Here is a 17,422-nt window from a genome sequence, read left to right as displayed (position 1 = left end):
GCCCATCCGATTAGCTGTGCTTCTTCGCGGCGGTGTCGATAGAAATGATGCCGAAGTCGAGGTTGTTGAACCGCGCCTTCTTCATCCCCGCGATAAAGCCGGCCGCGATTGCGGGCTCGTTACCGTAGTCCTTCACGGTTTCTTCCCAATCGAAGCGCAAGCCGTTGGCCGTGCCGTAGGCGATAACGCCTGCTTGGCGGCCCATGAACAGCGCACGAGCGGCGAGCACGTTCGCGCCCGCGCCGTAGTCGTTGAAGCGGATCGCGTTGCGGTGCTTGTGCAGCACGACATCGTTAATCATCCCGAGGCCGCCACGGAAGATCGGGTTCTTCGCGCCTTCAGCGGCAGCGGCCGCCTTCTGGAAGTCGATCCAGCGTCCGCCGGAAGCGGTACGCATATCCGTTGCCTGATACTCGGACATCACGCAAACGTAGTGGTCGGCGCCGTCGATCGAAACCGGGACCATGTTCGCCACGTTCGGGTTTTCGGCTTGCATCATGCCGGCCTTTTCCACCGCCTTTTCGATAACCAGCGGGTCCATGACATCGGCCGCCGTCAGCGAGAGCTTGCTCGTAGCGTTTCCGCCGTAGAGCTGGTGGTCCGTATCCGGGGCTTCGAGCGGGTTGCCCGCGTAGCCTTGGAATGCCGGCCCTTCGATGAAGTCCAGGTTGACGCCGCGTGCGCCCGACAGGTAGATGAACAGCAGTTCATCGGTGAAGCGATAGAAGTAATCGCCCAGGCGGTCGCGCGCGATGCGGCGAATGTTGTGGATCGTGCGCTTACGCGACATACGCCCACCGGCCGAAACCGAGTGACGTACTTGGTCGATCTTCACTTGATCGCTGTAGAAGCGGAGGTTTTCTTCCTTGCCTTCCACGCGGGCATCGCCGTAGGTCGGCTTGCCGCGCAGATGCACGGAGAGGTCGAACGTGATTTGATCGCCAGCATCGGATTCCAGCTCGGTCTTGCGCTGGATGATGCTGTTTTCGGAAGTGCCGATAAAGCGCTGTTCGAAGTAGGACTTCTTACGAACGTCAACGGCGAGGTCGGCGGACCAGCGCTTGACTGCCTTGGGATCGCCAAAGGGAATTACGGTAGTCGTCATGGAGTGCTCCAGAGGTTGTGAATAACATTCGCGGAGCACTCCTGCGCTATCGCTGGCGTGGATTATCGCACCATATGGTGCGGTGCTACAAGATACCTGTGGATAACTTTATGAGCCGATGCCCGAGCGGGCCGCCATGCTGGCCGGCGTCGCTTGGGATACGCGGTCAATGGGAACAGAGGTCGGCGCCTCGATGGACAGCCGAGCTACCTTCCCGCTCTTGTCTTCGAGCGTGATTGTCACGTCGCCAATCTTCACGCTTTCGCCCGGCTTTAAGTCCATCTTTAGCATTTGATCCTCATTCCCTTAGTAGTACAGAATCACGCAGCGACAAGCAAACGCCCGTCGATCGCTGGCGACTTCTGAATCACGCCATAGCCGTAAGGCGCCTCATGCGTGCCGTCTCCCGTGAGCGGGGCAGTGACCGGCACGACGACGTTCGCGCGGTTGGTGTACGTGTCACCGTCCGGCGTCTTCCACTTCCCGACGTTCACCGGGCTTTCCACCACGGCCGCCACGTCGAAAATGGCAGTCACGCCCAAGGGCTTGCTGCGAACCCACGTATTGTAAACGGGCCGTTGCGACTCATTGCCGCCGTTCGTGACCGTCTGCCCGTCTTGATCTATCCATCCGTTCGTCGAGGTGGTTTTCGGCGTACAGGTGGACAGCGAATAGAGCTTGCCGGGGAACATGGCGAAGATCGCTTGTTGCGACGCCTGGAGCTGCGCCACGGTGCGGCCGAACGTCAGGTCGTTGATCGCGTATTCCGAATGGACCGCCGAGTGGAACGCGCCCATCGTTTTGCGGTACGTGCTGTTTGCCACGAACGTTGCTGCTTGGTCGGTATCGAAGCCGGCGTTGCAATACGGGTTCGTGTAGTCAAGCGAACGGCAGATTTCGCCGATGCCGAGATAGCCCATGTTCGCGCTTGCCGAATCCTGCTTGCCCGAGTTGCGACTGTCGCCCACAACGAGAACCGACTCGACGGAAGACATACCAAGCACTGCCAGCGGGAAGAATCCGTTAGCGTTCGTGCCGGCCGGGCCGAACCCGTTTATCGCCAGTGCGCCCGAGCCTGCGATCACGGTCGCGTCGTAGGTGTCGGCCGCCGTCGTGCCGTAGCGGGCCGTCTCGATACACTGCATGGAAGGCGAGCCGATCGCGGGTGCGTTGCGTTGCAGCGCGGCCGCGCTAGAGCCCCACGTACCAGACGCACAGTTCTGCCACGTCCGAACCCAAAACGTTGCGCCCTTCGGGATTGCCACGGAGATAGGATCAGACGTGCCGTTCTTGCCGGGGTTAATGATTCCGAGTGCGGTGCCGTTCCATAGCCCTTGATAGTAGACGCCCATCGGGTACTCAATCGAGCATGCAATCGAGAGGTCGGCTGCTACGGTCGTTTCGCCCTGGTATGACGCGCCCCAATGTGCAAACACGAGCTGCACGGATTCAACCGAGTCGCCGCGGTTGATGTGCATGGTGCGGGACCAAGCGAAGGGGAACGTTGCATTGATACCGCCATTCGGCCGGCAGCGCGTGGCGATGTTTTGCAGAATCTTCGGTTTGCCCGTGCTTCCGCCACTACTCGGCGCGGGCGCGTTCAACACGCCTTCCGGCGTAATCGTCAGATTGGCGCCGGGGATAACCCCGCCTAACTTGGAATTCGTGGCCGGCGGCAACACGTAGGGCGGTGCGTCTCCACCCCCGCCGTTGCTGCTCGGGAATGCTCCCAATGAAGTTACGGTTGTCGTCATGGTCAGAACCCCAATTGCGAAGAAACCGTTGCATTGGTGCCTGATACCGAAACGACGCGCGCGCGGACGTATGCCCACGGCGCATCGATCAGCAGGCCGTCCGACTGAGGCGTTGCACCGTTCAGCATGATGGTGCCGAGCAACAAGGCGTTGGCCCCGTCGTTGCTCCCCTCAATGGCGATGGTTGCCGTTACCAGCCCGCTTCCCGTAACCGAGCCTTGAACAGCGCGGCGCGACGTGCGAGGGGGGACGAGAAACCAATCGCCCGCAACGGCGCTCTTGGCGCCGTCGAGGATGGTTACTACCTGTGCATCTTTCTCTATGCGAGTGGGCATTGAAGCTCCTTGGGTGGTGGTACGTGGGTGAATTAGTCGATAAGCGGCCGAATGATTGCGTCCTGCATGGTCCGTTTGCCGATGTCCAGCAGGCCGAGCGCGGTAACGCCCGATTCCGTGGACCAGACGTAGAACTTCCCGCCGTAGGTGCCGTACACCACGACAGCCGATTCAACGGGCTCGTTCGAGTCGCGGATATGAGCTGCGGCGTTGCAGACGTGCTCGGCCACGCTTTCACTCGTGCCGAAACGAACCTGCGAGCCTTCTGGCGCGTACTTTCGCTCGAACGTCTCGCGCGGGTTGATGTACGTGTAGCCGTCTTCCTGCACGACGATGTAATCGCCGGGCTCGGGAATGTGGCGCGCGGTCTGCTCGGGCGTGAGTGCTTCGGTGCGGCCGTCGTCGAGGTAGACCAAGAACCGGGCTGCGCCGGTCTTGTCCGTGCCGTTGATCTGAACCTCGACGATTTGGTGCGCATCGACGCGCACAGGGTTGGCGATGAACTTCATGGCTTAGTCCGTCCGCGAGGAGAGGTATTCGTCACGGTCGGCGGCCGACATACTCATGAGCTTGTCTTCGAGCGCCAGCGGGTTCGATTCGCCCAAGCGGTCGAGCGCGGCGAACTTCGTGTCGTTCAGGTCTACGTTGTCCGTGGCCGGAACCTTTTGCAGCGTGACAGGCGGGACTACCTTGGCGCCTTTCAGCGGGCGGCCTGCCTTGTCATCGACCACGGGCTTATTGGTCTTCGGGTCGATCTTCACTGCGGTGTTTGCCGCGCCGGCCACTGCGCCCAGGTCGGCAACGACAGCTTCATGCGCCTTCGCAAGGATTTGCGGGCCGCTCAATTGCGCATTGGCCGGGTCGTTCGCAATCTCCTTCACGAACGAATCGAGAGCCAGCCAGCGAGACTTGCTCGTGCTGTACTCAGGATGGTCGGTAGTGGTGAACGCCTGCACCTGACCAAGCCACGCGTTCTTTTCCTGCTGCTGATTCATTTCCGTGGCGGTGTTGGCCTTCTCCACGGCGTTCTCGATCTTGCGTTCCTCGCGGTTCAGGCCGTCGAGCTGCGTCTGATATTCCTTCGCGGTGATATCGCCGTTGTCGAACTGGTCGAGCAACGAGCCTTTCTTCTCGCTGATTGCCTTCAGGTCGGCGTCAGCGTTTGCCGGCGCATCGACCACGAACAAGGGCAGGGGCTTGGCGGGCTCAACCTTGGCAACGGTTTCCACGGGCGTGGTGTCCGTCGTTTCGTCCGTCTTGCCGGTCTTCGCTGCTGCTACCTTGGCCGCTTCTGCTGCTGCGGCGGCCGTTGCTGCTGCGGCCGCGTCCGCTGCTGCGGTGCCGGCGGTGTCGTCGTCGCCTTCATCGCCGATGCTTTCGCCAAGCGTGGTCTTGTCGCCCGCGCCGTCATCCTCGGCAAGAGCCTCGATTTCCTCGGGGGTCAGGCCGTCGATGTCGTTCTCGGTGTAGCCGGTCGGGGTGGTCATGGTGTTGTCCTCTTTCTATCACATGGGTTGGTTAGGTGCCGCATCGTATGGTGCGATATGGGCGCTTGGTGCGGGTGCTGCTCCTACCATTTCGCCGCCGTTCTCAACAAGGGTCTTCGGGCGGTACGGAATGTCCTGCGGCGCATCGGCGCTCGGCGTGGCGGTGTGCTCCCATCCGGCTTCTTTGAGAATGCCATCTGCCAAGCCCGCCAATTCTGGCATAAATGCCACGGCCGTAGCCGCGTCCGTTGCGTCTTTGATGGTGAGAACGCCTTCGCGGATGCCTTGCTTGTGGGTAACGTCCGCCTGCGCTGCTGCTTGCAGTGCTTGGGCCTTCGTCTTGTCCACGTTCGCCTCGGCCACGGCCGCCTCTGCGATTGCCTTCTGTGCGCGCGCCTTCGCTTCTGCCGCGCGTCCCTGAGCCTCTTCGAGCTGTGCCTCGGCCATTGCCTGATTCATGGCGTTCTGCTGCGCTTGTGCCTGCTCGCGCTGCATTTCTTCCGGCGACATGTTCTCCGGGTCTTGATCCGGGTCTTTCTGGCCGTTGACTGAGCGAATGCGGTTCACCAGCTCGTCCCGGTTCGGAATGTCCATGTTATCCACAAGCAAGTCCAGCATCGTGAGGCTGATTTCCGGCGGCATCTTGCTCATAACCTCCATCAGCTCGGACACAGCCGCTTGGCGCATGGTCGCGCGCCATTCCGCTTCGTCGATGATGAAGTCTGCCTTCGTGCGCGTGATGTCGTTCTCGGGCAGGCCGTCGTTGAGCGTGACGTACTCCGGGTTGCCGCGCATGTTGGTGATGCGGAATTGCTTCTCGTCCGTCATGTACTGCTCGATCAGCGACAGCTCTTTCTCGCCGTGCTGCTGGAACGCGAGGCGCAGATTGTCGAACAGCTTGTTCGTGGCAATCGAGCCTTGCTCTTGCCGGGCCTGCACTGCGACGCCAGAAACGGCGTTCGTCGAGCGGCCGAGCAATTCGTCAGTGACGCCGCCTACCTGCTGCATCATCTGGATAGCACGCGATGCGAGGTCCAGGTGAGCGGGCGCAAGGTCGCGGTCCACGTTCATTTCGAGCGACTTGCCGGCGCGCTTCTCGATCACTGCATCCGGCCGCGCCGCTTCCTGGCGGAACTTCTCGATGTCGTCTACCGCGCCTTCGTCCATGATGACTTTGTTCGTGGACAGAATGTAGAGCGACTTCGAAAGCCGCTTGTTCACGTCATCCTGCATGCCACGCATGAACCGGATGGTGCCGTAGGGCATTCCGTCGCGCGCGCGGCGATAGCCCCAAATGGGCGTGAACGGGTAGCGGTTGTGACGGTACGGGCTCGGGTTGAAAACCAGCATATCGGTTGTCGTCATGACGGCGCAGTACATGCGCATCATGGGGGAGACTGCCAGCGTGGCGCGGCCGGTCTGCACTTCGAGCTGGTGGCGCTCGTCGTCTTCGTCGTAAATCTCGCCACGAAACTCCGAGCGGGCGCCTTTCAGCTTCTTCACGCGCTCGGGAACGCGGAACCATGCCTCGATCAGGCGAACGCGGCGCCGGGCGTAGGTCGAGGCTTCGCCGATGTTGCCGGCGATCTCGCGCTCGTACTCGTTCGCGTCCATTGCGTCGTCGCCGTCGAGGTCAGTCGCGCCCCACGTCTCGTAGTTGTCCATCGACGCGCGGCGCAATTGCTCGGCACGTTCCGGGAAGATCGCAAGGGCCACGTCGAGGTCTACCCATTTGACGCGGAAGATATAGCGGCAATCGTCGAGGTTCAGCCGGCGATAGGTGCTATCGAAGATGATGTTCCGCCACGTCTCGGCGCCCGCGTAGATCGGCTCGCCGTCGTTCTCGTCCTGAATCTGCGTTTCCAGCCACGACAGGCCGGCTTTTACCGTCTCCTCGAACGCCTGCGAACGCTCGAACTGAAGCTGATTCACGTCCGACAGGTATTTGAGGAGGGCTGTCTTGCGCTCGGCCGCCTTGCCGCCATCCTTGCGACGCGGCAACACCTTGTAGTCGGAGCGACCGCGCTTCTCACTACCAATGATCCAATTGATCGATTGCGCGATCACGTTGTAGACCGTGGCGGCTTGCCCGCGCTCTTTCAACTCCTCGATGTCTTCCTGAGTCCACTGGATATTGTCATAGTAGTCCTCATCTACTGCCATTTCCGCCCGATTACTTTCTTGTCGGGAAAGCTCTTGGCGGTAGAACGAGATAAGCCGGCTCTGAAGCTCGGTCATCTTCTCGCTATCGAGGTCGCTCGGCTTGACGGACTCTGCAAGCGAGTCCCTTGCGTCGCCGGATACGTCGCTTTCGTCGGTGCGGTATGGGACTACGCGGGTTGCGTCGTCATCGTTCAAGTCGAACATGGTTGCGGCTCCTTATGCCTGCGCGATAGGTACGTGGTCCATCAAATCGACCGATTGGCGGCCGCGCCCGTCGCCAAAGTCAACGTTGCCCGTGGCGCCCACGACCAGCTCTGTGGGGTTCTCGGGCATCTTTATCAGGTCGAGCAAGTGATCGTGAATGATCCCGCCGATCTTCTGCGCGCTCGCCATCGGCGTGTCATCGAACCCGAGCGTCGTGGCGAACGTCAGTGCGCGCATGGCGAGGTAGCGAGGATCGTCGTACAGGAACGCGGCCGACAGCAAGATAACGCATGGCACGATACCGTGCGATAGGCGCCGGGCCGGAACGAGCACAAGACAGGGTTCGTCCTCGTTCTCTTCGTCGTTCCACCACCATGTACCGTACAAAGCCACGTCGCCGAGCGTCTTGGCGAAGTGGTATCGAGTCAGGTCAAGGTTCGGGCGTGCTGCTTCAATCATGGGCTCTCTCCAGTTAGACAGTGCGCCAGCTACCTTGGCGCTTGGGTTTCTTCGTCGGTGTTCCGCGACGAACGTTTATGAGGCCGCCAGTATAAGCTTGGGCAAACTGGCGTAGGGCGTCGGCCGCTTCACTGTGACCGCCGGTTTTGTCCGGCTGGCCCCACGTCTGCGTCTGCGTCATCCACTTTTTCTTGTAGTTCTCCAGATGGACCATTCCCTCTTTGCATTCCGTCTCGTCGAACCAAAGGGTAGGGAAGACATCGCGGGTCTGCTGGATGCCCCAATTGACATCGGGAATGACCGGCACAGTGGTGAAACGATGTCCAGGCATCAGCTTTTCAAGCATCTGCTTGGGGCTTTCATTCGAGGTCGCGCCCTGGCGAATGTGGTCCGCGTCGTGCGGGAGGAAGTGCTCGGCGAACAGGATGCCCGTGTCGATCAGCCACTTCGAGAAGTACGAGTAGGCTTCTCCCCAACCTTCCTTGAAGCGCACCACGCGCCACTCGCCGTCAAGGTGCTGGATAACCCATATCGCGGTGCCGTCCGTCGAGCCGATGTCCCAAAAGGAGTAGGCCGGCGAGTTGAGTAGGGAAATGTGCTCTTTTATTCGTCCGGACAAGCGTGCGGCCGCGATCTGCTGCGCGTAGTAGGTGCCTTCCGTCGATACCTTGAATGGTTCGTCGGGGTCGGACGGATACTCCTGCCACATGCGCTCCTCGTTGTTCGAGAAGTCTGCTTCGCGGGTCGCCACGTACCACGCGCGTTGCTCGGGCGTGAGGATGGTCTTCATCCGAGCTTCCACGCGCTCGAAGTACCGCTCGTCTTTGCGCGATATGCGCACGAGCTTGGGATTCATCACGTACTCAGGCGCCTGCCACCACGGGTAGAAGTGGAATCTGTAGTCACGCGGGGAAAGCTCGCGGCCTTCCTGCATCAGTGCTTCGGCCCGCTTCGAGATTTCGTGGAACTCTCCACCTTGACCCTCGGCCGTGGACTCGATCACGAGAATCCCTGACTTCGGTACCGCTGGTATCGAGCCCGTCACTACTTCGGCCGCCTTCTCGGGGTGCTTGGCGCAAATCTTCCCGAACTCCGAGATATGCAAGCGGTGGATCGTGCCCGAGCGCATGGACGTTGCCACGCGCACCGAGCTGTTGTTCTTGAACACGATCTCCGACTTGTTGCAGGTAATCATCGGCATGGCTTCCTGAAGCACTGCCGGCAGGTTCTCGTAGGCGAACTTCACCTTGTCCCGGAAGATGACTTCGGCCGCCTCGCGGTCCTGCGCGATAATCCCGCACCGACTGTTCGGATTGAACAGGGCGTGGTCTAGCCACATGATGCAAATGAGTGTGGTGAAACCGAGCTGCCGCGCCTTCAGAATCAGGTTGCGATGCCAAAGGCGCCGAATCAGCCGGCGTTGCGCGCGGTTTGGCTTGAAGGGCAGAACGAGTCCGTCGTCCTCGTCGTCGCCCTTGATAAGGATTTTGTAGAGGGCGCCGGAACAAAGGCGCCATATCGGATCGGCGAAGCAACGCGATAGCTCCTCTGTGGAAAGCGGCGCGCTATTCGGATCGACGGTTGATTCTGCGGGCATAACGACGCTACCGTATGGTGTAGTGCCGCACTTTACATGATATTGGTGCTGTTTTCTAACCGGTGCTGAGCGCCATACTTTACCGAACTAGCATTTTCGGCAAAAGTTACCCAGTTATTTCGTGCTACGATTTCTTCCAATCGCGACGACAGCGACCAGCCGACTGGAGAAGATCATGGCTCGCAATGATGATGGCCAAGAGAATCGAGTGCATGCCGCTCAACTTGCATCGGCCGAGCACGCGCAAGGCCAATTAACAGAGACACTCAGGATCGTTGGGATTCTAAACAGCGGCGGCGCGGTGGCAATGCTCGCTTTTTTACAAGCAATGATCGGCAAGGAACCGCAATTTCATTGCTATAAGCCATATGGGCTCGTAGGTCTCGCGGTGTTTGTCTTTGGCGCGCTGCTTGTGCCGTTGACCTTTTTCGCCAGATGGCAAGCCGCCAACTTTTCGATTAATAGCTCTGTGAAGGGGGAGATGATCTGGACAATGAGGATGATGAAGCTGCTACTCGCGTCCACACTCTTCTTTCTCGCAGCATGTGCAATTGCCGGATTTGGAATTACTCGTCTATAGCTTTTCCATGCCTGGAAGGGTAGTAGCCGTATGACTGACCTATCCGTGCGCGATAACAACGTCTCGACACCTAATTTTAAACGACTCCCTAATATGAACTTTCTATTGAAGAAAGAATTGAAAGGTAACGCATCACAAGTCAACCGGTACGTCAGCATTAGTAACCCAAAGTCTCATTCTCGGTTAAAACAGGATGAGGCCGTGGAAAGCTCAATAAAGCTTTGGGAGTGCTCTTACGGTCAAGAATCCGACGAGGCATATCCGAACTTCCAGGAGTTCCTCCGGACGCACCCTGTCCACGCCTCGATCTATCCGTTGCGCTCCCCATACAATGCTGAAGGCGACAAGGTTTCCTGCATCTTTCAGATTGAGAATTCGAATGTCGGACACCTTAGAGTCTTCCTTCCCCCTTTCGACTTCACAAATTGCCTCGTTTTAATGGGATGCTCTCAGCAAGTTACTTTGAGTTGCGAGTTGTTTGGAGCGGACGAAGTTGAAGCAAACTTCGAAAATACCGTGAATATTACTATTGATGTTGACAAATTGGATATCTCTTTTCTTGGTTGAAGCGCAATCAACAATGAGCTGCGGATAGTGCGCGTCCCGCTGCCGAATCTAACCAAAATTACATTCTTTTAGGATCATTCAATGGACGCCGAGATATGGCAGCAACTGCTCTCGTTTGAAAGCAGAGACGTTATATCCAGATGGTTCGAAAAAATACATGGGCGCCAACTATCCGCACGCCGCGCGAAGGAAATTAACGCGGCGGCGAAACAAGCGCGGGAGTATTTCAGAAATGCAAGCAGCGCGGACTATTCAGTTCGTCCACTACTCACATTTTATGGGGTCGCCAGCTTAAGCCGCTCGCTTTTACTTCTCCTGCAGAGTCACAACGGAGAAGAAGTGCTAACCAAGGGGCATGGATTGGAAACAGTCGGTTGGAGCAGTGTTATCACTGATGCCAACGGACTTAGCAATGCGCTTGATCTTAAGGTAAAAACGTGCGGCGGCCTATTTTACGATCTCCTAGTCCGCACGAAAAACAGAACTTCCATTCACGTACGTTCATCGGCTGTCGATTGGCGCATAAGCTATGACGTCCCGGAAAGTGGCGACGAGATCTCTTTGGGCGATCTCTTCGCACGCATTCCGGACCTAGAAAAAGACTACGAGCATGCGTCCGATGACGCCAAATACGCGTGGGTTCACGATGTCACATTCAACCCAGAAGCCGGATTCACAGTTCGGGTTAACGATAAAAATTTTCTTAAATTTAAGGAAGTGTACGATGCCTGCGGATACACGAGCGTGTCTGAAAATGGCATGTACGCGGTCACGGGTGACGCGAAAATTTTCGAATCCCAATTGCCGTTATTTATCCACACCTACATCCAAAAGAATTTTGGCGCTATCCCTAGGCTATACCTTACATCGCCATTCCAAAGTGGTGCACGGTATTCGCAATTGTGCATCACATATATCGTCTCCTACATTATAGGAATGTTGGTGAGATATTACCCCACGCAATGGATATCGCTCATACAAGGCGAAAAGGGTGATAAGTGGTGGCCTTCGATCAACCGCGCCCAACAATTTGTCGAAAAATCGTACCCCGAGTTAGTTGTAGAATTGTTGATGGATATCCTGAACACACAACTGTAGGTCAAATCCAGCAGGAAACGGATCGATCAGCCCGCCTATACACTCCGGTGATAACTGCTGTGACGCAGTGTGCAACGTGAGCGTCATCCACGTAATACAGGTATCCCACAATGAAAAGCCCGCGCGTGGCGGGCTCCTTCTTGCGTCAAGCTTCAGCGTCCTCTTTAGCCTCTGCGTCCTGGCGGGCGCGCTCCTCGCGCTCCTCGGATGTCATCTCGCGGATGTCCCCGTACCATTCGTTCACACCGGCCATGATCCAATCGTCGTAGCTCATCGCGCGGCCCTCTCAACTGCTGCACGGTGGCGCTTCACGTTGCGTGCCTTCGTCGCGTTGCGCTTGCCTTGAGCCACGCTGATAGCCTTGCCGCTCGTGCGGGCGATGCGCTCGTGAACCGGCAGGCCGTGCTCGTTCTTCGTGCGCGGTGGCGTGATGCCAACTACCGATGCGCCTGCGTCGCGCAACGAGCGGCCGATTGCCGAGCCCATCGAGCCAATGCTTGCGAGTCCTGCGAGAACTACGCGGCGTCCTGAATTCATCATGGTTGCTTCTCCTGTGGATAACTTTGAGGTTGATTACGTTTTGCTACGGTGCTGCATGGTGCGATGCGGTGCTATAAAGCGGTTAGCCTGTGGATAACTTCAAGATTCCGAGCCGATCATTGAACAGGGTGGTGTTCTTGATGTGGGCGAAGTCATACGCTTGGCCCTTCTCCGGGTAGCACGTCTGCTGGTTGACGTTCTCCACCATCCAGTAGCCACGGAACCCATGCCGAAGGTGAGGCTTCGGTTTGCCGCTCGGGAGGATGCGACTGAAGAGTCCCATTACCAGCCTCCTGTCCCGTCCTGCCCGTGCGTGGTGGTCGAATCCATCATGGCTTCGTGGTGCATGCGCTCGGCTGAAGTCATGCCGGCGTACTCGTTCTCGAACTGGCCGTCCTGCTCTGCGTTGAGCGTGCGCATGAAGGCGCGGTGCTGGCCGTTGCGCTTCTCTTGCGTACTCGCCTTGCAGCTCTTGGAGCAGAACCGAGCCCATCCGCGTTTCACGTCTGCCGTGCGTGCGGTGAACGGTTCCTTGCACCACTGGCATTTGCGTTCTACGGTCGATGCCATGCTTACCTCGTGAGTTGGTGGTGGGCGCAGTGGATCAAGTCCTCTGCGAGCTGCAATGCTTCCGTGGGCGTCAGGTGCAGGCCGATGGATCGGAAGTCGTGTTCGGCGGCCGCGATGAACGTCACCTTGATGCCGAGTGCCAGTCCGCCGCCAGTGCGAACGCTCGGCTTCTGTACCTCTACGAGCTGCGCACTGCGGAGGTTGAATCGTTCTTCGAGCTTCATGCCTGGGTCTTCCGGCTGGTGGTTGCGGGGAAGGGCCACGCTGCATCGGGCGCGAGCTTCGTCTCGGGCTTGCGCTGCGATGTCTCGGGGAGCTTCCACTCGGCGTCCATGAGCTTGTCCGCGAGCCCCATGCTCTTGTCGATCTGCCCGTGGCAGTTGCAGTGCGACTCGTGCTCGTTGCACTCGATGCAGGCGCCGTCGCGCACGGGCTCGCGCGGGCTCTTGATCGGGAGTGCCATGCCACTGACGCGGAAGCACTTGCCGTCGCTCTTGCGCTCCACGTCGTAGGTGCCGCTCCCGTGGTAGTGGAGAATCTTGCAGTCCGTGCGGTTGCCGTAGATCGTGAACACGCCTTCATCGGTCGGCGTGGGATCGGCGGGGAGGTCCACGCCGTTCGCGCTGATTACGCCCGCGATAAGGTTGCGGTCGTGCTCGATCAGGCCGGTGACTGCGCGCTCGCATGCCTGCACGAGCTTCGCTTGCGCGTCGAGCTGCGAACGGTTGTTCCCGTTCATGGCTGCGTCAGCCAGGAGGCGCCGGGTAATCACGATGGCGTCGAGGTCGCGCGTGGTCACGCGGGCGAGGAAGGCGTACAGGATGCGGGCTTGGTCTGCGGTGTTCATGCGAAATATCCTTGGGGAAGCATCGTTACGTGAATGTCGGTCGCGTGGTGCGACAGGAAGGATGCGAACGGGTTGGTGTTGGCCCATCCGTGCGTGTCGCCCGTGCGGAACACGGTTTGCGGCAAGCCGTACACGTTCGCGGCGAGCTGTGCGGTGTGCATGGCTTCGTAGAGGGTGACGAATACCACGGTCAGGCTCCCATCAGCATCAGGTCCACGTCGCGCAGGTTGGGCAAGGCGCCTTCGCGGTTGTGGTCGATGTCGAACGTGACGCGCAATGCTTCCTGCCACGCGAAGTCTTGCCATGCCGCGTGCGTCTCCCATGCGGCGTCGGTGTTGGTGATGAACATAGTCATTCCTTGGTGTAGTAGGCCGAGTGGAACGACGCGGCGTATTCTTGCTTCGTCTGCGTGTGCTCCCAACCGAGCGACATATCGAACCCGAGCGCCCATGCGCCAATGAGGATCAGTGCGAGGAGGGCGCCGGCGGCCGGAACCGCGTAGATGGCGATATTCAGCACGCGGTCACTCGTGGCGCCCTTCGTCGCGAACACGAGAACCCACAAGGCTCCTACGATCACGAAAATGATGGTTGCGATTGCGTTCATGCTCACGGCGCTCTCCTCGGTACCGCCCGGCGATTGCCGGGCGCATGGTGTCGTATCGTGCGGTATGGTGCGAAATTAGTACGCGCGGGTCGGCTTGATGAACTTCAGCCCGAGATTGTCATTCGGCTGTGCGATCACTTCGAACACGCGGCCCTCGAACTCGATCATGCTGCCGCGCTCGATAGCGATGTACGTCTCTTTGGCGCGCTCGTGAGCGGTCAGGATGGCGCCGAGCCCGTTCAGCCAGTGCAGCTCATGGCCCAAGCGGGTGGCGCGCTCCACTGCCGCGATCGGGTCATCGCCGTTTTCCAGCGAGTAGGAGACTACCGAGCTGATTGAGTAGTGGCGCATCCAGCAGGTGCGTTCGCGGTCGGTCTTCAGCGCGAACTGTTGGCCTGCCTTAGCGCGGATGTAGCCGGTGAGCGGGTTGACTTCGGGCTTTACGATGTCGTAGGCCGGGAAGGATGCGATGATGTTCGCTTCGGTTGCGCGTTGCGCCAGCAGGGAATTCAGCAGTTTCGTCATTTTCTCTCTCCAGTGTGTGCGGTGGTGTTTCCGCATTTATGGTTATGGTATCGAACCACACACATTAGTGCAAGAGAATTTCAAAACTATTTTCCGTCCTCGTCTTCGGGCGGGTTCTGTACCGGCCGCACCGCGCTACCCGAGAGCTGTTGTAAAAGAAGCACAAGGGGATTCGCCGCGTCACCCTGGAGTTTTAGCTTGTCGTTCAGCATGCCCATGTGGCGCATGAGCAATTCGAGCGAGCCTTTCTTGTCGGTGATCTTGAACTTCTTCGTCCAGCCGATCTGTACGCGCTCCTCGCCCGAGCCGGCGAACTCCTCTAGCAGGTCGAGCCCGGCAATCGCGGCGGCCGTGTCGTCATCCAACTCGTTGATAGGCTTGGCGCTGCCGTCGTCATTCATGAGCTTGCGGATATCGAAGAACGCAAGGCGGGCGACTTCCTGTAGCACGCGGTCCTGCGTTATCTGCACGCGGGCGTTGCGCTCGCGCATGCCTTCTTGGATCGCCTTTTGTACGTGTGGCATTGCCATCAGCTCGGCGCCGGCCACGTTCGCCCGCGCGTCGCTATATCCGGCGCGTCGCGCGGCCTCGGATTGATTCAAGTCGATCAAATACTGCTTCACGAATTCAGCCTGCCGGGCGGTAAGTTTTTTATCCGGCGAGGATTTCGGGATTTTTTTCATGTCTTCTGCCCACCTTTCATAAGGATAATGTAATATCGCGGTGCTAATAGGACGCGATGGTATCAGAATCAAACCGGGGAAAAACATGGGTGTGCGGGAAGTGATCGTTGAACAATTGCGCGTGATCGTGCGGGAAATGCCAAACGGCGTTGATCGCCTAGAAGACGCAAGGGTGTGTTACGGGGCATGTTCGATGCCTGCGCACGCGAAACCGTTGGACTTGGATAACGCCCGCGTGCGCGACTTCCTGTTCTATGCGGCCGAGCGCGAGGGTTACGATATCCCTGTGGATAACTCAATGAAGGGGGCCGTGTGGCACTCCGAAAACGACACGTACATTCGCGCTTGGCGCGCATAGCAAATAAGCCCGGTGGTTAGCCGGGCTTTTCTCTTTCTGCCTTCCTGATTTACTTCCCGTACACGATCCAAAGCGGCTTGACGGTCAGCACGTCGTAGAAGTCACGTTGCTGGATGCGGAACCCGCGTACCGTGTCGCCGTCCGTGTCCGGCCGATCCTTCGGGTACACAGCTCGCTTCGCCATCCATTGCTCGATGAACGCTGCGATCTCGTCATGGCCTTCCAGCTTGAACGGCAACGGCTTCACTTCTTCGCCGTGACTGCTGCTCTTGGTCCAGCGGAGCGCGAGGAAGTTGCCGCCGTCCTTATCGGTGCCTTCAACGAAATGGTCAGCGCTCTTGTGCTCGCTGGCCGCGATCATGCACCCGCCCACGAGCGCGGGCCAGTTGTCCGCCTCGATGTCGAGACGCTGGATCACGCCCGAGTCGGCGCGTTCTGCGAGCTTGTTCCTCACGCTACCTCCTCGGCCATCGCGTCAGCGTAGCCTTCCCACGTATCCACGCCTGCGGCAAACAGCGCCTTCAGCACCTTTTCGTCACCAAGCAAAGCCTCGTAGCGCTCTTTCGGGATCTTGACCATTTCCTCGGCCGGGGCGCCTGGTGCGTAGGCGTCGATCAGGTCGAGCGTGCGAGCTGCCTGCGCGTTCTGCGTTTGCTGGTGCGGCTGGTCTGCGCGAACGTGACTCACGAACCCGCCACGGCGGATCGACGTAACGCTTGCGTCCGGTTGCTCGGCCACGTCGAAGAACGTGCGCGTTTCTTCCGATGCGTTCGGCGAAAGCTCGATTGCTACCTGGGCGCCGCTTGCGTCCTCGCCAATGTGCGCCGGCAAGTAGTCTTGCGTGTGGCCTTGCTCGGTGTACACGTCGGACGGTGGCGGGTTATCGCGCATCGCTTCGGCGGCCGCGTTGCGCGGATACTTCTCTTCGCCGTTCTCGCTATCGACCGGCGCCGCGACAGGCTGCGGGCGCTTCGCTGCTGCCAGTTCGTCGAGCTGGCGCGCAAGCTCGGCCTTCTGCGCGTCCAGCTCGCGCTGTTGCGCGGCCCGCTGTTCCTCGAACTCGCGCTGCTGGCGCTCGAACGCTTCCTTCTGCGCCGCGAGTGCTTCCTCGGCCCGCTTCGTCGCTTCCGCTGCTGCCTCGCGTGCGGCCGCGCTCGCGTGGAGTCCCGACAGTGCCGCAATGGCCGTGGTGATAACGGCTTTCGCTTCGTCTTGAAACTCGGCGAAGTCTTCGAACGTGACTTCGAACCCGGTCAGGTCGTCGATGGTCGCGGCAAGGTCGGCCGCCGTGTCGTCGATTGATTGCAGATGGAGCGCGGCAATTTGCTCGATGCGTTCCTTGATCGCGTCCACGCGCAGCTTTTCCACGCGCTCCTCCTCGGCCACGCGCAGCTTTTCGGCTTCGTCGTAGTCGTCGCGCAGCTTGAACAGGCGGGCCTCCTCCTCGGTGTTGAGCGCGATCAAGCGCTTTTCCTCGGCGCTTACCGCCTTGGTGAACTGCTTCGCGTCTTCCGTCGCGGCCTTCGCGCCGTTCGTGATCGCAAGGCGCGCGTTCTTGTGATCCATCGCGGCGCGGTGAACCTCCTCGCGGCCGGCCTTGTCCTTGGGCGCAGTGACGATCGCTTTCGTGCGCTCGATCAGCGCCTTCAGGTCGATCTCGGTTTGCGTGGACTTCAGCACGACGAGCGCGCGCTCCTCGGGCTTGAGCGCGGCAATGTCCGTCTTGGGTTCAACGACTTCGCCCGTCGCCATATCGACGATGGTGGACTTCGGGCCTGCCATGCGCGTGCTCGCAGCCTTGGCTACAGTTTCGGCCGGTGCATCAGGTGCCAGCGGATCAGTCGTTGTCATGGTTCTCTCTCTGAAAAATGGGGTTACGCGGGTCGCAAATGCGCGTGCTTGAATTGGGGTAGGGCTCGTATTGCCTTGTAGGCGTCGCTCAAC

General features: G+C 59.3%; 26 protein-coding genes. 4 read left to right on the top strand and 22 right to left on the bottom strand.

Going from position 1 to position 17,422, the window contains the following annotated elements; translation table 11 throughout:
• Window positions 1-10: 10 nt before the first annotated feature.
• From M0D69_RS14010 to M0D69_RS13970, 9 genes are all read right to left on the bottom strand, one after another.
• Window positions 11-1,105 carry a N4-gp56 family major capsid protein gene (locus tag M0D69_RS14010; protein WP_301782583.1) on the bottom strand — a complete coding sequence of 365 codons (1,095 nt, stop codon included), beginning with the start codon at window positions 1,103-1,105 and terminating at the stop codon, window positions 11-13.
• 108 nt (window positions 1,106-1,213) lie between these two features.
• Window positions 1,214-1,396 (bottom strand): carbon storage regulator, encoded by a 183-nt coding sequence (locus M0D69_RS14005; RefSeq protein WP_301782582.1) that lies wholly within the window; start codon window positions 1,394-1,396, stop codon window positions 1,214-1,216.
• A gap of 29 nt (window positions 1,397-1,425) precedes the next feature.
• A complete protein-coding gene (locus M0D69_RS14000; protein WP_301782581.1) occupies window positions 1,426-2,859 on the bottom strand; it encodes a hypothetical protein in 1,434 nt (477 codons plus the stop codon).
• A 2-nt stretch (window positions 2,860-2,861) separates the two neighbouring features.
• Window positions 2,862-3,194, bottom strand: a complete 333-nt coding sequence (locus tag M0D69_RS13995) for a hypothetical protein (RefSeq protein ID WP_301782580.1) — start codon at window positions 3,192-3,194, stop codon at window positions 2,862-2,864.
• A gap of 32 nt (window positions 3,195-3,226) precedes the next feature.
• Entirely contained in the window at window positions 3,227-3,703 is a 477-nt protein-coding gene (locus M0D69_RS13990) for a hypothetical protein (RefSeq protein WP_301782579.1), read from the bottom strand.
• Between the two features lie 3 nt (window positions 3,704-3,706).
• A complete protein-coding gene (locus tag M0D69_RS13985) occupies window positions 3,707-4,681 on the bottom strand; it encodes a hypothetical protein (protein WP_301782578.1) in 975 nt (324 codons plus the stop codon).
• An 18-nt stretch (window positions 4,682-4,699) separates the two neighbouring features.
• Window positions 4,700-6,919: a portal protein gene (locus tag M0D69_RS13980; RefSeq protein ID WP_301782577.1), complete on the bottom strand. Its 2,220-nt coding sequence runs from the start codon at window positions 6,917-6,919 to the stop codon at window positions 4,700-4,702.
• A gap of 141 nt (window positions 6,920-7,060) precedes the next feature.
• On the bottom strand, window positions 7,061-7,507 hold the full coding sequence (locus tag M0D69_RS13975) for a hypothetical protein (RefSeq protein ID WP_301782576.1): 447 nt from the start codon (window positions 7,505-7,507) through the stop codon (window positions 7,061-7,063).
• A 13-nt stretch (window positions 7,508-7,520) separates the two neighbouring features.
• Window positions 7,521-9,104 carry a terminase gene (locus tag M0D69_RS13970; RefSeq protein ID WP_301782575.1) on the bottom strand — a complete coding sequence of 528 codons (1,584 nt, stop codon included), beginning with the start codon at window positions 9,102-9,104 and terminating at the stop codon, window positions 7,521-7,523.
• Window positions 9,105-9,279: 175 nt separating this feature from the next.
• Here M0D69_RS13970 and M0D69_RS13965 point away from each other — a divergent pair, with 175 nt between their 5' ends.
• From M0D69_RS13965 to M0D69_RS13955, 3 genes are all read left to right on the top strand, one after another.
• Window positions 9,280-9,684: a hypothetical protein gene (locus M0D69_RS13965; RefSeq protein ID WP_301782574.1), complete on the top strand. Its 405-nt coding sequence runs from the start codon at window positions 9,280-9,282 to the stop codon at window positions 9,682-9,684.
• A 30-nt stretch (window positions 9,685-9,714) separates the two neighbouring features.
• Window positions 9,715-10,251 carry a hypothetical protein gene (locus M0D69_RS13960; RefSeq protein WP_301782573.1) on the top strand — a complete coding sequence of 179 codons (537 nt, stop codon included), beginning with the start codon at window positions 9,715-9,717 and terminating at the stop codon, window positions 10,249-10,251.
• A gap of 81 nt (window positions 10,252-10,332) precedes the next feature.
• Entirely contained in the window at window positions 10,333-11,349 is a 1,017-nt protein-coding gene (locus tag M0D69_RS13955; RefSeq protein WP_301782572.1) for a YaaC family protein, read from the top strand.
• Window positions 11,350-11,494: 145 nt separating this feature from the next.
• On the opposite strand, the gene M0D69_RS13950 is transcribed toward M0D69_RS13955, so the two are convergent.
• The 11 genes from M0D69_RS13950 to M0D69_RS13900 all read right to left on the bottom strand — a co-directional run bounded on the left by M0D69_RS13950 (window position 11,495) and on the right by M0D69_RS13900 (window position 15,120).
• A complete protein-coding gene (locus M0D69_RS13950) occupies window positions 11,495-11,623 on the bottom strand; it encodes a hypothetical protein (protein ID WP_301782571.1) in 129 nt (42 codons plus the stop codon).
• Window positions 11,620-11,889: a hypothetical protein gene (locus tag M0D69_RS13945; protein WP_301782570.1), complete on the bottom strand. Its 270-nt coding sequence runs from the start codon at window positions 11,887-11,889 to the stop codon at window positions 11,620-11,622. The genes M0D69_RS13950 and M0D69_RS13945 overlap by 4 nt, the downstream gene beginning before the upstream one ends.
• An 82-nt stretch (window positions 11,890-11,971) precedes the next feature.
• Window positions 11,972-12,172, bottom strand: a complete 201-nt coding sequence (locus M0D69_RS13940; protein WP_301782569.1) for a hypothetical protein — start codon at window positions 12,170-12,172, stop codon at window positions 11,972-11,974.
• Window positions 12,172-12,459, bottom strand: coding sequence for a hypothetical protein (locus M0D69_RS13935; RefSeq protein ID WP_301782568.1), 288 nt, complete (start codon window positions 12,457-12,459; stop codon window positions 12,172-12,174). Before M0D69_RS13935 ends, M0D69_RS13940 begins: the two co-directional genes overlap by 1 nt.
• A 2-nt stretch (window positions 12,460-12,461) precedes the next feature.
• Window positions 12,462-12,683, bottom strand: coding sequence for a hypothetical protein (locus tag M0D69_RS13930; RefSeq protein ID WP_301782567.1), 222 nt, complete (start codon window positions 12,681-12,683; stop codon window positions 12,462-12,464).
• Window positions 12,680-13,306 carry a hypothetical protein gene (locus tag M0D69_RS13925; RefSeq protein ID WP_301782566.1) on the bottom strand — a complete coding sequence of 209 codons (627 nt, stop codon included), beginning with the start codon at window positions 13,304-13,306 and terminating at the stop codon, window positions 12,680-12,682. The genes M0D69_RS13930 and M0D69_RS13925 overlap by 4 nt, the downstream gene beginning before the upstream one ends.
• On the bottom strand, window positions 13,303-13,494 hold the full coding sequence (locus M0D69_RS13920) for a hypothetical protein (RefSeq protein ID WP_301782565.1): 192 nt from the start codon (window positions 13,492-13,494) through the stop codon (window positions 13,303-13,305). Before M0D69_RS13920 ends, M0D69_RS13925 begins: the two co-directional genes overlap by 4 nt.
• 2 nt (window positions 13,495-13,496) lie before the next feature.
• Entirely contained in the window at window positions 13,497-13,655 is a 159-nt protein-coding gene (locus M0D69_RS13915; protein ID WP_301782564.1) for a hypothetical protein, read from the bottom strand.
• A 2-nt stretch (window positions 13,656-13,657) separates the two neighbouring features.
• The gene (locus M0D69_RS13910; protein ID WP_301782563.1) at window positions 13,658-13,912 is read right to left on the bottom strand and encodes a hypothetical protein; all 255 of its coding nucleotides are present in this window, start codon (window positions 13,910-13,912) and stop codon (window positions 13,658-13,660) included.
• 75 nt (window positions 13,913-13,987) lie between these two features.
• On the bottom strand, window positions 13,988-14,437 hold the full coding sequence (locus tag M0D69_RS13905) for a hypothetical protein (RefSeq protein WP_301782562.1): 450 nt from the start codon (window positions 14,435-14,437) through the stop codon (window positions 13,988-13,990).
• 86 nt (window positions 14,438-14,523) lie between these two features.
• Window positions 14,524-15,120, bottom strand: a complete 597-nt coding sequence (locus M0D69_RS13900) for a terminase small subunit (protein WP_301782561.1) — start codon at window positions 15,118-15,120, stop codon at window positions 14,524-14,526.
• 85 nt (window positions 15,121-15,205) lie between these two features.
• On the opposite strand from M0D69_RS13900, the gene M0D69_RS13895 reads away from it, so the two are divergent.
• Window positions 15,206-15,478, top strand: a complete 273-nt coding sequence (locus M0D69_RS13895; RefSeq protein WP_301782560.1) for a hypothetical protein — start codon at window positions 15,206-15,208, stop codon at window positions 15,476-15,478.
• A 49-nt stretch (window positions 15,479-15,527) separates the two neighbouring features.
• Here M0D69_RS13895 and M0D69_RS13890 read toward each other — a convergent pair whose 3' ends face one another.
• Together M0D69_RS13890 and M0D69_RS13885 are read right to left on the bottom strand one after the other, a co-directional pair.
• The gene (locus M0D69_RS13890; RefSeq protein WP_301782559.1) at window positions 15,528-15,932 is read right to left on the bottom strand and encodes a hypothetical protein; all 405 of its coding nucleotides are present in this window, start codon (window positions 15,930-15,932) and stop codon (window positions 15,528-15,530) included.
• Window positions 15,929-17,329, bottom strand: a complete 1,401-nt coding sequence (locus tag M0D69_RS13885; RefSeq protein WP_301782558.1) for a hypothetical protein — start codon at window positions 17,327-17,329, stop codon at window positions 15,929-15,931. Before M0D69_RS13885 ends, M0D69_RS13890 begins: the two co-directional genes overlap by 4 nt.
• Between the last annotated feature and the right edge of the window lie 93 nt (window positions 17,330-17,422).

The organism is Caballeronia sp. SEWSISQ10-4 2 (assembly GCF_030464885.1).
In the GTDB taxonomy this organism is placed as follows: domain Bacteria; phylum Pseudomonadota; class Gammaproteobacteria; order Burkholderiales; family Burkholderiaceae; genus Caballeronia.
Note: the sequence above shows the minus strand (reverse complement) of the source record. Positions and strands in the feature narration are given on the sequence as shown.